Source organism: Pseudomonas sp. TE6288 (genome assembly GCF_054062095.1).
In genome coordinates this window covers 36,602-52,101 of sequence record NZ_JBSSEW010000013.1, presented here as the reverse complement: position 1 = coordinate 52,101, position 15,500 = coordinate 36,602, and the positions used below count along the sequence as shown (strand labels likewise).

At 63.8% G+C, this 15,500-nt stretch carries 10 protein-coding genes; 1 reads left to right on the top strand and 9 read right to left on the bottom strand.

Annotated features, from left to right (window positions below):
- Positions 1 to 27: 27 nt before the first annotated feature.
- The 4 genes from ACVWY1_RS15045 to betI form a co-directional block, all read right to left on the bottom strand.
- On the bottom strand, positions 28 to 1,770 hold the full coding sequence (locus ACVWY1_RS15045; protein WP_198754696.1) for a potassium/proton antiporter: 1,743 nt from the start codon (positions 1,768 to 1,770) through the stop codon (positions 28 to 30).
- A gap of 263 nt (positions 1,771 to 2,033) precedes the next feature.
- A complete protein-coding gene (gene betA, locus ACVWY1_RS15040; RefSeq protein WP_102681761.1) occupies positions 2,034 to 3,731 on the bottom strand; it encodes a choline dehydrogenase in 1,698 nt (565 codons plus the stop codon).
- Positions 3,732 to 3,806: 75 nt separating this feature from the next.
- Positions 3,807 to 5,279: a betaine-aldehyde dehydrogenase gene (gene betB, locus ACVWY1_RS15035; RefSeq protein ID WP_046853877.1), complete on the bottom strand. Its 1,473-nt coding sequence runs from the start codon at positions 5,277 to 5,279 to the stop codon at positions 3,807 to 3,809.
- Between the two features lie 38 nt (positions 5,280 to 5,317).
- Positions 5,318 to 5,974: a transcriptional regulator BetI gene (betI, locus tag ACVWY1_RS15030; RefSeq protein ID WP_277502230.1), complete on the bottom strand. Its 657-nt coding sequence runs from the start codon at positions 5,972 to 5,974 to the stop codon at positions 5,318 to 5,320.
- Positions 5,975 to 6,453: 479 nt separating this feature from the next.
- Between betI and ACVWY1_RS15025 the strand changes: the two genes are divergently transcribed.
- Positions 6,454 to 8,457, top strand: a complete 2,004-nt coding sequence (locus ACVWY1_RS15025) for a BCCT family transporter (RefSeq protein ID WP_102681758.1) — start codon at positions 6,454 to 6,456, stop codon at positions 8,455 to 8,457.
- 54 nt (positions 8,458 to 8,511) lie between these two features.
- Here the strand turns inward: ACVWY1_RS15025 and ACVWY1_RS15020 are convergent, their stop codons facing one another.
- The 5 genes from ACVWY1_RS15020 to gpmI all read right to left on the bottom strand — a co-directional run bounded on the left by ACVWY1_RS15020 (position 8,512) and on the right by gpmI (position 15,414).
- Positions 8,512 to 9,996 (bottom strand): trypsin-like serine peptidase, encoded by a 1,485-nt coding sequence (locus tag ACVWY1_RS15020; protein ID WP_277502229.1) that lies wholly within the window; start codon positions 9,994 to 9,996, stop codon positions 8,512 to 8,514.
- 157 nt (positions 9,997 to 10,153) lie between these two features.
- A complete protein-coding gene (locus ACVWY1_RS15015; RefSeq protein WP_139674108.1) occupies positions 10,154 to 10,921 on the bottom strand; it encodes a divergent polysaccharide deacetylase family protein in 768 nt (255 codons plus the stop codon).
- A gap of 8 nt (positions 10,922 to 10,929) precedes the next feature.
- Positions 10,930 to 12,258 (bottom strand): S41 family peptidase, encoded by a 1,329-nt coding sequence (locus ACVWY1_RS15010; RefSeq protein WP_102681755.1) that lies wholly within the window; start codon positions 12,256 to 12,258, stop codon positions 10,930 to 10,932.
- A gap of 87 nt (positions 12,259 to 12,345) precedes the next feature.
- Complete coding sequence (locus tag ACVWY1_RS15005; protein WP_457378454.1) at positions 12,346 to 13,647, bottom strand: murein hydrolase activator EnvC family protein; 1,302 nt, start codon at positions 13,645 to 13,647, stop codon at positions 12,346 to 12,348.
- 231 nt (positions 13,648 to 13,878) lie between these two features.
- The gene (gene gpmI / locus ACVWY1_RS15000; RefSeq protein ID WP_277502228.1) at positions 13,879 to 15,414 is read right to left on the bottom strand and encodes a 2,3-bisphosphoglycerate-independent phosphoglycerate mutase; all 1,536 of its coding nucleotides are present in this window, start codon (positions 15,412 to 15,414) and stop codon (positions 13,879 to 13,881) included.
- Positions 15,415 to 15,500 lie beyond the last annotated feature (86 nt).

Sequence of the window (15,500 nt, the reverse complement as noted above, 5' to 3'; positions counted from 1 at the left end):
TTCTTGTGTTACGCGGCAAATCGGAGTTTAGAGGAACAGCCCGGGGCCGGGGCGGGTACCTTCGGGGAATCTGACGCCCACTTTCTGGATCTTGTTCCCGTCCATGACCGCGACGGTCCAGATCGTGCCGTGCCATTCGATCTGGTCGCCTACTACTGGAGCGCCTCCGACCTTCTGTCGGATGAACTGCGCCAGCGGCATCTTCGCGTCCAGGCCATCGAGTTTCAGGCCGTAAAGCGCCGCCACCGCACCCAGCTCGGCATCGCCTTCGAGCACGAAATCGCCGAAGAAGCGCAGGTCGAGGCCGCGTTGCGGCGCCTGGCTGAACAGCTTGCCCAGCGCCGGCAGGTTATGTTCGTGGCCGATCACGCAGAGCATGTCGCCGACCTCCAGCACGGTGCTGCCCGACGGGTGCAGCAGCTGCTCGCCGCGGAACAAGGCGGCGATCCGCGTGCCTTCGGGCATCTTCAGCTCGCGCAGGGCGGCGCCGATGCACCATTTTTCGGCGCCCAGGCGGTAGACGAACAGCTCCCATTCGCTGGTGACGTGTACCTCGAGCGCGGAGCGCGAAATCGGCGCCGGGTCCGGCGGTACCGTGACCTTCAGCAGCTTGGCCATCCACGGCAGGCTGGTGCCTTGCACCAGCAGCGACACCAGCACGATGAAAAACGCCAGGTTGAAGAACAGCTGGGCCTGGGGCAGGCCGGCCATCAACGGGAACACCGCCAGAATGATCGGCACCGCGCCGCGCAGGCCGACCCAGCTGATGAAGCCTTTCTCGCGGCCATGGAAGGCCTTGAACGGTAGCAGTGCGGCGACCACCGACAGTGGCCGGGCGACCAGGATCATCCACAATGCCAGGCCCAGGGCGGGCAGGGCGATGGGCAGCAGGTCGTGGGGCGTGACCAGCAGGCCCAGTACCAGGAACATGCCGATCTGGGCCAGCCAGGCCATGCCGTCGAGCATGTGCAGGATGCCGTGGCGACTGCGGATCGGCTTGTTGCCCAGCACCAGCCCGCACAGGTAAACCGCGAGGAAACCGCTGCCGTGCAGGGCGTTGGTCAGGGAGAACACCACCAGGCCGCCGGCCACTACCAGGATCGGGTACAGGCCGCTGGCCAGGTTGATGCGGTTGACCAATTGCAGCATCAGCCAGCCGCCGCCCAGGCCTATCAGACCGCCGATGCCGAACTCGCGCAGCAGGTGGGTGAGCAGGCTCCAGTGCAGGCCGGTCTGGCCGCTGGCGATCATGTCGATCAGGGTCACGGTGAGGAACACCGCCATCGGGTCGTTGCTGCCCGACTCGATCTCCAGGGTGGCGGTGACTCGTTCGTTGAGGCCCTTGCCGCCGAGCAGCGAGAACACCGCCGCCGCGTCCGTGGAGCCGACGATGGCGCCAATCAGCAGGCCCTGGATGAGGCTCAGGTCGAACAGCCAGGCGGCGACCATGCCGGTCAGTCCAGTGGTGATCAACACGCCCACCGTGGCCAGCGACAGCGCCGGCCACAGCGCCACGCGGAAGCTCGCCACCCGGGTGCGCAGGCCGCCGTCGAGCAGGATGACCGCGAGCGCCAGGTTGCCCACCAGGTAGGCGGTCGGGTAGTTGTTGAAAATGATGCCGCCACCGTCCACGCCAGCGACCATGCCGACCGCGAGGATGATGACCAGGATGGGGATGCCCAGGCGCGATGACAGCGAGCTGACCAGGATACTTGCACCCACCAGCAATGCGCCGATCAGGAACAGGCTGTTGATGGTGCTTGCATCCAAAGGCAGGTACTCCGGGACAGCGGGGGAAAAGGGACGTGCAACTATGAACTAGCAGGTCGCGTGCCAATCGATTCTAACCTGATGAATTGGCAGCCTGTAAAGCGTTTCTGCAGATGTAGAAAAGGCACCTCGAAAGGTGCCTTTTCTTGTGTTGCCTGTTACGGCCTCATCGCTGGCAAGCCAGCTCCCACAGGGTCGTCACAGCCCTTGAGTACGGGGTGCTAGCTGTGGGAGCCGGCTTGCCGGCGATGAAGCCAAGCAGGTCAGGCCTGCTTCACTTCACGCATCGGCTTGCCCTTCACCGGTGCATCGCCCGCCACGTAGTACTTGGCGGTGCTGCGCGGCAGCGGCTTGCGGCCACGGATCTTGTCCGAGATCTTCTCGGCGATCATGATCGTGGTGGCGTTGAGGTTGCCGGTGATGATCAGCGGCATGATCGACGCATCGACGACGCGCAGGCCCTGCATGCCGTGCACGCGACCCTCGCCATCGACTACGGCCATGTCGTCGGTGCCCATCTTGCACGAGCAGGACGGGTGGAAGGCGGTTTCGGCGTGCTCGCGGATGAATTTGTCCAGCTCTTCATCGGTCTGCACGTGGGCGCCCGGGCTGATCTCACGGCCGCGGTACGGGTCCAGCGCCGGCTGGGCCATGATTTCGCGGGTAAGGCGGATGCCGTCGCGGAATTCCTGCCAGTCCTGCTCGGTGGACATGTAGTTGAACAGGATGCTCGGGTGCTGGCGCGGGTCTTTCGACTTGGCCTGGATGCGACCACGGGCTGGCGAGCGCATGGAGCCCATGTGTGCCTGGAAGCCGTGCTCTTTCACACCGTTCGAGCCGTTGTAGTTAATCGCTACCGGCAGGAAGTGGTACTGGATGTTCGGCCACTTGAATTCAGGGCGGGTGCGGATGAAACCACCGGCCTCGAACTGGTTGCTGGCGCCGATGCCGGTGCCGTTGAACAGCCACTCGGCACCGATGGCCGGCTGGTTCCACCACAGCAGCGACGGGTACAGCGACACTGGCTGGGTGCAGGCGTACTGCAGGTACAGCTCGAGGTGGTCCTGCAGGTTCTCGCCGACGCCCGGCAGGTCGTGGACCACTGGAATGTCGAGGCTTTCCAGCAGGGCGCGCGGGCCGACGCCGGAGCGCTGCAGCAGTTGCGGCGAGGCGATGGCGCCGGAAGAAACGATGACTTCCTTGCGGGCGCGCGCTTCGACGCGCTCTTCGCTGTCACCGACCAGGTAAGTCACGCCAACAGCGCGCTTGTTGTCGAACAGCACGCGGTCGCTCAGGGCGTGGGTGACGATGGTCAGGTTCGGACGCTTCTTGGCCTGGTCCAGGTAGCCACGGGCGGTGCTGGAACGACGACCATTCTTGGTGACCGAACGGTCCATCGGGCCGAAGCCTTCCTGCTGGTAGCCGTTGAGGTCTTCGGTGCGCGGGTAGCCGGCTTGCACGCCGGCCTCGACCATGGCGTGGAACAGCGGGTTGTTGCCGGCTTTCGGCGTGGCCACGCTGACCGGGCCTTCGCCGCCGTGGTAGTCGTTCGGGCCGATGTCGCGGGTTTCGGCCTTACGGAAGTACGGCAGGCAGTCCAGGTAGGTCCAGTCCTCGAGGCCTGGCAGTTCAGCCCAGCCGTCGAAGTCCATGGCGTTGCCGCGGATGTAGCACATGCCGTTGATCAGCGACGAACCGCCCAGGCCCTTGCCGCGGCCACATTCCATGCGGCGACCGTCCATGTGCGGCTCCGGGTCGGTCTCGTAGGCCCAGTTGTAGCGGCGACCTTGCAGCGGGAAGGCCAGGGCGGCCGGCATCTGGGTGCGGAAGTCGAAGCGGTAGTCGGGGCCACCGGCTTCCAGCAGCAGCACGGTGACGCTGGCGTCTTCGGTCAGGCGGGTGGCCAGGGTGTTACCGGCGGAGCCGGCACCGACGATGATGTAATCGAATTCTTGGGACATTGAAGTACCCTCGTTGGCAGTTGTCAGGGAGCGGAAACGCCCGCGCTCAAGGGCGCGGGCGTGGCGGAACCAGGTTTAGAAAACCGAGTTGTAGCCGCCCAGCTCGACCTGAACCGACTTGATGCGAGTGTATTGAGCCAGCGAGCTGACACCGTTTTCACGGCCGACGCCCGACTGCTTGTAACCGCCAACCGGCATTTCGGCCGGCGACTCGCCCCAGGCGTTGATCCAGCAGATACCGGCTTCGAGCTTGTGGATGATGCGGTGGGCGCGGCTGATGTCGTTGGTGCAGACACCTGCGGCCAGGCCGTATTCGGTGTCGTTGGCGCGACGGATGACTTCTTCCTCGGTCTCGTAGCTGAGGATGCTCATCACCGGGCCGAAGATCTCTTCCTTGACGATGGTCATGTCGTCGGTGCAGTCGGTGAACACGGTCGGGGCGACGAACGCGCCCTTGGCGAAGTCGCCGTCCAGCAGACGCTCACCGCCGCACAGGACGCGGGCGCCTTCTTCTTTACCCTTGGCGATGTAGGACAGCACGCTTTCCATGTGCTGGAAGCTGACCAGCGGGCCGAAGTTGGTGTTCTCGTCTTCCGGGTTGCCGGCACGGATGCGGGCGACGCGCTCGGCGATCTTGGCTTCGAAGGCGGCTTTCATCGCGGCAGGGATGAACACGCGGGTGCCGTTGGTGCAGACCTGACCGGAGCTGTAGAAGTTGGCCATCATGGCGATGTCGGCGGCCTTGTCCAGGTCGGCGTCGTCGCAGATGATCAGCGGCGACTTGCCGCCCAGTTCCATGGTGACTTCCTTGAGCGACGAGCTCGAGGCGCTGGCCATGACTTTCTTGCCGGTGGTGGTGCCGCCGGTGAAGGAGACCTTCTCGATGCGCGGGTGCTCGGTCAGCCAGGTGCCGACTTCGCGACCGCTGCCGGTCAGCACGTTGAACACGCCGTTCGGCAGGCCGGCTTCGGTGAAGATCTCGGCCAGTTTCAGGGTGGTCAGCGAGGTGACTTCCGACGGCTTGAAGATCATCGCGTTGCCGGCGGCCAGGGCCGGGGCGGATTTCCACAGGGCGATCTGGATCGGGTAGTTCCAGGCGCCGATACCAACGGTCACGCCCAGCGGCTCGCGGCGGGTGTAGACGAAGGACGATTCGCGCAGCGGAATCTGCTCGCCTTCGATGGCCGGCACCAGGCCTGCGTAGTATTCCAGCACGTCGGCGCCGGTGACGATGTCGACGTAGCGAGTCTCGGAGTACGACTTGCCGGTGTCCAGGGTTTCCAGCATGGCCAGCTCGTCGTTGCGCTCGCGCAGGATGTCGACGGCGCGGCGCAGGATGCGCGAACGCTGCATGGCGGTCATGGCGGCCCAGACTTTCTGGCCACGCTCGGCGCTTTCGACGGCCTTCTCGACGTCAGCTTGAGTTGCGCGCTGCACGTGGGCGAGGACTTCGCCGGTAGCCGGGTTGATGGCTTCGAAGGTGGCATCGCTGCCAGCGTCTACGTAAGCGCCATCGATGTAGAGTTTTTGCGTTCCGAAACGGGCCATAGTGTCCTCGCAAGTGCAGTGTGTGGTTGGCTGCCGCGTCACGCTCCTGCCGGTTGGCTGGTCGCTGCGCGCGGCTGTTCAGAGGCCTGGTTGTTTGTATCCAGGGACTGCTGTTTAGCCAGTTGTAGATCCATGTATTCGTAAGCGATGCGTATTGCCTGCTCGGTGTCGAATGCGTCACCCGAGAGGGCGCCACGCAACCACAGGCCGTCGATCAGGGCCGCCAGCCCGCGGGCGGCCTTGCGCGCATGGTAGAGCGGCAGGACACGGCGGAACTGGCAGCACAGGTTGGAGTACAGGCGGTGGTCGTTGATCCGCTGCAACCTGTGCAAAGACGGCTGGTGCATGCTGGAGGCCCAGAAGGCCAGCCAGGTTTTCATTGCCGGGCCATTCACCTGGCTCGCATCGAAGTTGCCTTCGATGATCACCTTCAGGTGGGCACGCGGGCTGTCGTCCGTGAGGGCCTGACGACGCGCGATCACACCCTCGTTGAGCATGCTCATGATGTAGCGCATCGTCGCTGCGATCAGGCCGTTCTTGTCCTGAAAGTAGTGACTGATGATGCCGTTCGACACGCCGGCCAAACGGGCAATCAGCGCAATGCTGGCATCTCCCAGTCCGACCTGATCGACCGCCTGCAAGGTGGCTTCGATCAACTGCTGGCGGCGGATGGGTTGCATACCGACCTTGGGCATCTTGCTATCTCCTCAGGCCTGCGGGCAGACGACAAGCGGCTACCTCGGCGAAGGCCAGTCTATTTTGTTTTGATTGAACGTTCAATCAATAAAGAATAAGCTCTGCGACAATTTGTGCCATTGACAGTTTTTGGGACGGTCACAGGGGCACGAATCGACACCCCAGGAAATCGCGTAACCCCCGGAATACAAGGCGTTGACGGGCATGAGCGATGCGAAAGACAGATTCTGCCGAGTGGCCACAGGCCGCGCGGCCGGCCCTTTGGAGCGGGCCAGGTGTCTGTGGCTAATGCGCGCACCCAGCGATGGCGTGCGCAAGAAGCGACAGGCGACCGGTCTGGTTTTTTGCAACGTTTCGATTCGGGATCACGGTTTCCAGGGTGCCTTTTATAACACCTTGCGCAGTAGGGCTATTGCACCAATTGCGTGGGACATAACTGTTTAGCCTCCACTGCCGCACTGCCCGGAGCATTCGTGCAATGAGTTCTGCTTCCCTGACAAAGCCCCCCGCCGAGCGGGTACGGGTCAACCACGTGGTGTTTTTCACCTCGGCGCTGATGATCCTTGTTCTGACTGCCTTGCTGATCGCTGTACCCGATATCGCCGGCCAGGTGCTTGGCGTCGCCCAGAAGTGGCTGACGCGCACCTTTGGCTGGTACTACATGCTGGTAATCTGCGGTTACCTGCTGTTCGTCGTCTACCTGGCATTTTCCGACTTCGGCAAGCTCAAGCTGGGCGGCAAGGACGACACCCCGGACTTCAGCTACGGCGCCTGGGCCGGCATGCTGTTCTCCTCCGGTATCGGTATCTCGCTGCTGTACTTCGGCGCTTCCGAGCCACTGGACCACTACTTCAACCCACCGGAAGGTACGCCTGCCAGCCTCGAGGCCGCGCGCCAGGGCCTGCAACTGACCTTCCTGCACTGGGGCCTGCACGGCTGGGCGATCTACGCCCTGGTCGGCCTGGCCGTGGGTTACTTCGCCTACCGTCACAACCAGCCGCTGGCACTGCGCTCGGCGCTCTACCCGCTGGTCGGTGAGCGTTGGGTCAAGGGTGGCGCGGGCCATGCCGTGGACATCTTCGGCATGTTCGTCACCCTGTTGGGCCTGGTGACCAACCTGGGCATCGGCTCGATGCAGGTGGCCTCGGGCCTGGAATACCTGTTTGGCATGGACCACAGCAAGACCAACCTGCTGGTGGTGATCCTGGTCATGGCCGGCGTGGCCACCGTGGCCGCGGTGTCGGGCGTGGAGAACGGCATCCGCCGCCTGTCCAACCTGAACATCCTGCTGTTCAGCGGCCTGTTGATCTTCGTGCTGCTGGCCGGCAATACCCTGCACCTGCTAAACGGCTTCGTGCAGAACGTCGGCGACTACCTCAACGGTGTCGTGCTGAAGACCTTCGACCTCTATGTCTATGAAGGCGACAACGACAAGTCCGAGCGCTGGCTGGGCCTGTGGACCGTGTTCTACTGGGCCTGGTGGATCTCCTGGGGCCCGTTCGTCGGCATGTTCATCGCCCGTATCTCCAAAGGCAGGACCGTGCGCCAGCTGGTCAGCGGCGTGCTGCTGATCCCGCTGGGCTTCACCCTGGCGTGGCTGTCGATCTTCGGCAACACAGCGCTGGACCTGGTGATCAACCAGGGCGCCGTGGAGCTGGGCAAGACCGCGCTGGAACAGCCGTCGATGTCGATCTACCAGCTGCTCGAGTACTTCCCGGCGGCGAAGATCGTCATCGGTGTGGCGGTGTTCGTCGGCTTCGTGCTGTTCCTCACTCCAGCTGACTCCGGCGCGGTGATGATGGCCAACCTGTCGTGCAAAGGCGGCAAGGTCGACGAAGACGCCCCGCACTGGATGGTGGTGTTCTGGTCGGTGGTGATCACCCTGGTGACCATCGGCCTGCTGTTCGCCGGTAACTTCGAAGCCATGCAGACCATGGTGGTACTGGCCGGCCTGCCGTTCTCGGTGGTCCTGGTGCTGTTCATGTTCGGCCTGATGAAGGCCATGAAGCAGGACGTCGCGGTCGAGAGCGAGCGCGCCGAACTGGCCGCCCGTGGCCGTCGCGGTTTCAGCGAGCGCCTCAGTCAGCTGGACCTGCAGCCGACTCAGGCCGTGGTGCAGCGGTTCATGGACAAGCAGGTCAGTCCAGCGCTGAAAGAGGCCGCCGAGCAGCTGCGTACCCTGGGCTTCGAGGTCGAGACCCGGGTAGGTCAGTCGCGCAACATGATGGGCCTGCGAGTGATGATGGAAGAGGGTAATCCCTTCGTCTACGAAGCCAGCCTGGATGGCTACCTGGCCGCGCCGAGCGAGGCGCCGGTCGAAGGGGAGCCGGAAGTGCAGCAGCGCTTCTACCGCGCCGAGGTCTACCTGCACGACGGCAGCCAGGAGTACGACCTGATGGGCTTCACCCGTGAGCAGATCGTGCGTGACGTGCTGGATCAGTTCGAAAGCCACCGCCAGCTGCTGGGGCGTGTGTACAGCTAATCCGGACCGCGCATGAACGAGGGCCCCGATCGAAAGACCGGGGCCCTCGTCGTTTCAGTCGTCGAGTGCGTTCAGGATGTCGCTGCGTGGTGTCGATTTCTTGCCGTCCACATCAACGGCAATGCCGCACAACTTGAGGGGCAGTTGTGATTTCAGAATGATGTGGCTGTCAAACATCAGTGGTCGATAACGCATTGGCAGATTGCAGTCCAATTTCTCGATTGGGCCGAACTTGATCAGGTAGCGTTTGAGATTGGGCTGGTCGTGCTGCCATTGGATCCTGACATGCCCGTCAGTCGTGCGTTCGCTTGAGTAACTCACCTGCGACACCTGCGCTGGAAGCACTTCGATCGGCAGGCTCCAGGCGTTGTTCATCAATGCGTGTGAAGGCCTTTGCTGTTGCGACCCGACGCCAATCACGCATAGGAAGTACCTGCCTGGTGCGGTGCCGATCGGGTCATCGATCCGATTGCTTCCTGATAGGACTGCGCCACTATAATTCACAGGATCTTCACAGGCCCGCGCATCCTGCGTCGGCTTGTAGCGGTAGTAGCGAGTGTCGATGGTGAAGCCCACGCCCCATGTGGGGGAAAGCGTAGTCCCGTCATCGTTCGTCGCTAGCCTGCGCCAACGGCTCCCGGGCTTGTCCTGCTTGAGTTCGAACCCGGGCAGCAGGTCGCAGTTTTGCTGTTCCAGATCGACCTGTCCTGCGCGAAAGCATGCCTTTACTCGCTCCACCGGCATGGCGAAATTGACGGGCCCATTACCCAGCTGATCGTCCTGATGGTCAGCGCAGGGGTTGTGCAGGCTGCACGGTAGGCTGTCTGATCTATTCTGGCGGCCACTGTTCACTACGCTGACAACCTGGCCATTGCTGCTGTCGATCACTGGGCTGCCCGAGGCACCCTCGTGCATGCCTGGGCAGTCATTGCTCCGGGCATTGCGCCATACCCAGGGATACTCGATGACAACCTCGACAGCCTGTTCCGTGCAGCTACTCAGGCGTAGCCCTTGGTCGGGACGACTGGGTTCGCCGATCACCTGCACGTGGCTGCCTGTTGCCGGGCTTGGGCCGAGACGTAGAGGCTGGATGCCCTCGGCCATGACCTGCTGCAGGCGGGCGTCGAGTTCGATCAGGGCCAGGTCGCTACCTTGCATGCTGCTCCAGACAATGCGCTTGAATGGAAAGGTCTTGCGCTTTGCAGCGGTGTCCACGAAGTAGTTGAAGCTGATCGAGCCGTCCAGTGCCTTGTCCTGGACGATAGTGCCGTTACGTTGGTCGACACAGTGTCCGCTGGTGATGACATATGCCGGACCGCTCGACGGCGTCGAAGGATCACGGCTGTCGACAAGCGTACCGATGCACTGCGTGCTATCGGGCAAGGACAGCCGCCCGATTCCGCTCCAGCGCGCATTCTCGCCTTGGGCGTTATTGAGCGTCTCGGGTGTGGTCGATGGGATAACGGGCTGGCTGGCGAGCGCCTGGAGGGAAAGACCGGCCATGAGCACGGCAGGCCAATGGAGGGGGAGTATGGGCATTGAATTCTCCTTGTCGAATTGCCGGCTCTAATTTGGCCGGTCGCGAACAGGAGAAAGCGGTACTTAAGTTAGCCTGGCGCGAACTGCCTTTCGCTCCAGTTACCCAGGAAGTTGAGCGCATGCTTGCCAGCACAAGCACGCCCAGGACCTGACGGTTTCAGCGATTACTGTAGCGGCCCTGCCGGCCATGGGCGGGCATGGCCTGGTTGCCACGTTCGCCAATCATCTGGTGCAAACCGATCAGCTCTATGCCCTGTCGCGTCAGCTGGGGTATTTCCCTTTGCAGTACCTCCAGGGTCTGCGGGTAGGGATGGCCGATCAGTACCGCCGAGCCCTGTCGGCGGGCCAGGGCAATACCTTGCTGCAGCTGCGTGTTGATTGCCTCGACGGTGCGCACGTCATCAAGGAACACATCCCGGGAGACATGGGCCAGGCCGGTAGCCTGCGCCTCTGCCGCCGCCACCGTCGCCGCACTGGTGCGGCTGTCGACGAAGAACAGATGGCGGCGTTGCAGCTCACCCATCAACCAGGTCATGGGCTCGCGCTGGGCGGTCATGCGGCTACCCATGTGGTTGTTGATGCCGGCGGCGTAGGGCACTTTGGCCAGGGCGGCATCCAGGCGCCGGGCCAGCTCTTCGATGGCGATGCCCGGGTGCCAGGCGTAAGGCCCGGCAGCCGGGTCCATGGGCATGTGCAGGATCACCGTGCGTCCGGCCTTGTGGGCCTGGCGGGCGAAGTCGGTGGCATGCGGGGTGTCGGGCATGATCGCCATGGTCACAGGGCCGGGCAGGGCGAGCGTGCGGCTGTCGCGCTCGCTGCTTTGGCCGAGGTCGTCGATGATGATGCTCATGTAGGCCTTGCCGGCGGGCGCCGCGTGCGCGACGACTGCCAGCAGGCAGAACAGCAGGGACAGCAGATAACGCATGGGGGGCTTCAGTCACCCTTGGTGATGTTCAGACCTTTGAGCAGGCTGAGTGCCTGGCTGAGCTGGAAGTCGTTGTCCTGCGGGCGATCCTTGCGCTTGGCGCTGCCGGTCGGTCGGTCGGCGCCGCCGTTGCCGTTGCCCAGGTGGCCTTGCAGGTCGGCTTCCTTGAAGTTGTCGTTGTCGGCTTCGGCGGTGAGCTTGGCCGGGCGCACTTCGATGTCCGGGACGATGCCCTGGGCCTGGATCGACCGGCCATTGGGGGTGAAGTACAGCGCGGTGGTGAGCTTCAGCGCACGGTCGTTGGCCAATGGCAGCACGGTCTGTACCGAGCCCTTGCCGAAGCTGTCGGTGCCCATCAGCACGGCACGCTTCTGGTCCTGCAGGGCGCCGGCGACGATCTCCGAGGCCGAGGCGCTGCCGCCGTTGATCAACACCACCAGTGGCACGCCTTCGCTGGCATCGGCCGGGTCGGCGGAGTAGCGCAGCTCGGAGTTGGCGATGCGGCCCTTGGTGTAGACGATCAGGCCTTTGGTGAGGAAGTGGTCGGCCACTTCCACCGCCGACTGCAGCACGCCGCCGGGGTTGTTGCGCAGGTCGAGAACCACGCCGCGCAGCTTCTTGCCGTTGTCCTTGCGCAGCTTGGCCAGGGCCTTGCCCACCTCGTCGCCAGTCTTGACCTGGAACTGGGTGATGCGGATGTAGCCGTAGTCGTTCTCCAGCAGCTGGCTCTTGACGCTCTTGACCTGGATCACCGCGCGGGCCAGCGTCACGTCGAACGGCGTGCCGCCGTCGCGCACCAGTGTGAGGGTGATTTTCTCGCCAATCTTGCCGCGCATCTTGTCCACGGCCTCGGTCATGGTCTGACCGCGGGTTGGCGCGCCATTGATCTTGACGATCAGGTCACCGGCCTCGATGCCGGCGCGGGAGGCCGGAGTGTCGTCGATGGGGGAGACCACCTTGACGAAGCCGTCCTCCATGCCGACCTCTATCCCCAGGCCGCCGAACTCGCCGCTGGTGCTTTCCTGCAGCTCCTGGAAGTCTTCGGGGCCAAGGTAGGCCGAGTGCGGGTCGAGGTTGCTGAGCATGCCTTTGATGGCGTTTTCCAGCAGGGTCTTGTCGTCGACCGGTTCGACATAGGCCGCCTTGATGCGGTCCATGACCTCTGCGAAGGTGCGCAGCTCCTCCAGCGGCAGCGGCGCCTTGGCGGTCACCTCGGTGGCCGGCACCGCGGCCTGCCTGGCCACTGGCTTGGCCGGTTCGGCGGCAATGGCCAAGGGCGCGCCGATGACCAGGGCGATGGTCAGGGCCAGCTGGGTGAGGCGAGGCGAGTGCAGCATGTCGAACGAACTCCTGATCCTGTTGGTGCTCCTGCTGGGAGCATCGGCGCCGCCGTTTCGTGGGCGGCGCCGTAAAAGTAGCATTATCTAGCCTCGGCACCATTGCGCGGGGTCGGTGGGCTGGCCCTGCTGGCGAATCGCGAAGTACAGGCCGGCGCTGTCCTGGCCGCCACTGTCGCCGACAGTGGAGATGGCTTCGCCGGCCTTGACGATGTCGCCGGCGTTCTTGAGCAGGCTCTGGTTGTGGCCGTACAAGCTCAGGTAGCCATTGCCATGGTCGAGAATGACCAGAAGTCCAGCACCGCGCAACCAGTCGGCGAACACCACCCGCCCGCCGTGCACGGCGCGCACCTGGGTCCCGGCACTGGCGCTTATTATTACCCCGTCCCACTTGGCCCGCGCGTCACCGCCGCGGGTATCACCGAAGCGTGCCAGCAATCGACCGTTGACCGGCCATGGAAGTTTTCCCCGAGCGGAAGAAAATGCGCCGCCGTAGCTGGCTGTGTCGCTGGACACCACCGGGCCAAGGGTTGTCCGGGCCTTCTTCGGGATTTCCTCGGGTTCCCGGCTGCGGGCCTCGGCGGCCAAGGCCTGCGCCTTCCGGCGCTGCTCTTCTTCCTGCTTGGCCAGCAGGGCGCGCTGGCGGGCCTCCTCGGCCTCGCGCGCCTGGCGGGCGAGGGTTTCCTCGATGGTCTTGAGCACCTTGCCCAGGTCGGCCTGGTCCTGCTCGCGGCTCTGCAGTTTCTGGTCGCGCTCCTTCATGTCGCTGCTGAGCTTGGCCAGCACCTGCTGGCGCTTGTCGCGTTCGGCGACGAGGGCCTGGCGCTGAGTGTCGAGCTCGGCACGTTGTGCCAGCAACTGTTGCTGGTGGCCGGCGATGTCCTGCTCGACGTTGGCCAACTGGCGCAAGGTCTCGTTGAAGGTGCGCAACTGGTCCATGCGCGCTTTGCTGAGATAGTCGTAATAGGTGAGGGTACGGGCGAATTTCTCGGGATTCTGCTGGTTCAGCAGCAGCTTGAGGTATTCCTCGCGACCATTGTTCTGGTACGCGGAACGGGCCTGGATGGCAATCAGGCGTTGTTGTTCAACGCGGGCGCTCTGGAGTTTTTTTTTCTCGTGGTCAAGGCGCTCCAGCTCGCCCTCGGTCTTTTTTAGTTCTTGCTGCAGTGCCTCCACCTGTTTTTCGAGGTTGCCGATATCGGTCTCGGTGGCCTTGAGGTCTTTCTGCACGCCGGACTTTTCCTCCTGGAGCTTGCCCAGCATCTTTTTCAGCTCGGCGATGTCCTGGCGGGTGGCGTCCAGCTGTTGTTGGGTCTGCGCGCGCTCATCGGCAGCGAAGGCCGGGGCAAGCAGACATGACAGGGCGAGTAGGAACAGGGCGCGGAGCATGGGGTTGGGCGTACCAGGGATGGAGACTGGCCTAGTATGCCCGCGCAGGCGTGCAAAAAAAACGCCCAGCGGCGTGTGCGGCGGGGCGTTGGTCTGGAATTCATGTGTATTGGGGCTGCTGTGCAGCCCTTTTCGCCGGCAAGCCGGCTCCCACAGGAGTAAGTGCCTGACTCAAACGTGTGGGAGCTGGCTTGCCAGCGAAAGGGCCACAAAGCGGCCCCAGTACACCGATCAAGCGTCGATCAGGATCGAGGTACCGGTCATCTCCGCCGGTTTTTCCAGCCCCAGCAGCTCGAGCATGGTCGGCGCCACGTCCGCCAGCACACCGCCGTCACGGACTTTCACGTGGCGCTTGCCGACGTAGATGAACGGCACCGGCTCGGTGGTGTGGGCGGTGTGCGCCTGGCCTGTGCATTCGTCTTCCATCTGCTCGACGTTGCCGTGGTCGGCGGTGATCAGGGCTTCGCCGCCGACCTTGTCCAGCGCCTCGACGATGCGGCCGACGCAGCCGTCCAGCGCCTCCACGGCCTTGACCGCGGCATCGAACACACCGGTGTGGCCGACCATGTCGCCGTTGGCGTAGTTGACCACGATCACGTCATAACGTTGCTGCTCGATGGCCTCGACGATACGGTCGGTGACCTCAGGGGCGCTCATTTCCGGCTGCAGGTCGTAGGTGGCGACCTTCGGCGACGGGATCAGGATGCGCTCTTCGCCTTCGAACGGCTCTTCGCGCCCGCCCGAGAAGAAGAACGTGACGTGGGCGTACTTCTCGGTTTCGGCGATGCGCAGCTGGGTCTTGCCGTTCTTCGCCAGGTACTCGCCGAGCACGTTGTGCAGGCTGGCCGGGGCGAAAGCCGCGGGGGCCGGGATCTTCGCCGAGTACTGGGTCAGGCCGATGTAGGCCGCCAGCTTGGGCAGGCGCGCGCGCGGGAATTCGTTGAAATCGGGCTCGACGAACACGCGGGACAGCTCGCGGGCGCGGTCGGCTCGGAAGTTCATGAAGATCACCGCGTCGCCGTCTTCGACCTTGACCGCCTCGCCAATGCGCGTGGCCTTGACGAACTCGTCGCTCTCGTCGCGGGCATAGGCGGCTTCAAGGCCGGCCACGGCGGTCGCTGCGGTGTATTCGGCGGCGCTGTCGACGATCAGGTTGTAGGCGGCGCTGACGCGGTCCCAGCGGTTGTCGCGATCCATCGCGTAGTAGCGGCCGATCAGGCTGGCGATGCGGCCCTTGCCGAGTTTGGCGAAGGTGGCGTCGAGCAGCTCGATGGACGACTGCGCGCTGCGCGGCGGTGTGTCGCGGCCATCGAGGAAGGCATGCAGGTAGATCTTCTCGGCACCACGCTGCGCGGCCAGTTCGGCCATGGCGATCAGGTGGTCCTGGTGGCTGTGTACGCCGCCGTCGGAGAGCAGGCCGAGGATATGCACGGCCTTGCCGGCGCTGGCGGCTTTTTCCACGGCACCGACGAGCACCGGGTTTTCGAAGAACTCGCCGTCACGGATGGCCTTGGTCACCCGGGTGAAGTCCTGGTACACCACGCGGCCGGCGCCGAGGTTCATGTGACCGACTTCCGAGTTGCCCATCTGCCCGTCGGGCAGCCCCACGTCCATGCCGGAGCCGGAGATCAGACCGTGCGGCTGGGTGGCGCGCAGGCGGTCGTAGACCGGCGTGTTGGCAGCAAAGATGGCGTTGTATTCGGGGCTTTCGCTGTGACCGAAGCCATCCAGGATGATCAGGACCAGAGGTTTAGGCGTACTCGTCATCAATCAAACTCACGGTTGTTCAAAGATGATAAAGACACGCATTTTAGGGCAAATCCGCCAGCGACGGCGAATATTCCTCCCATTGC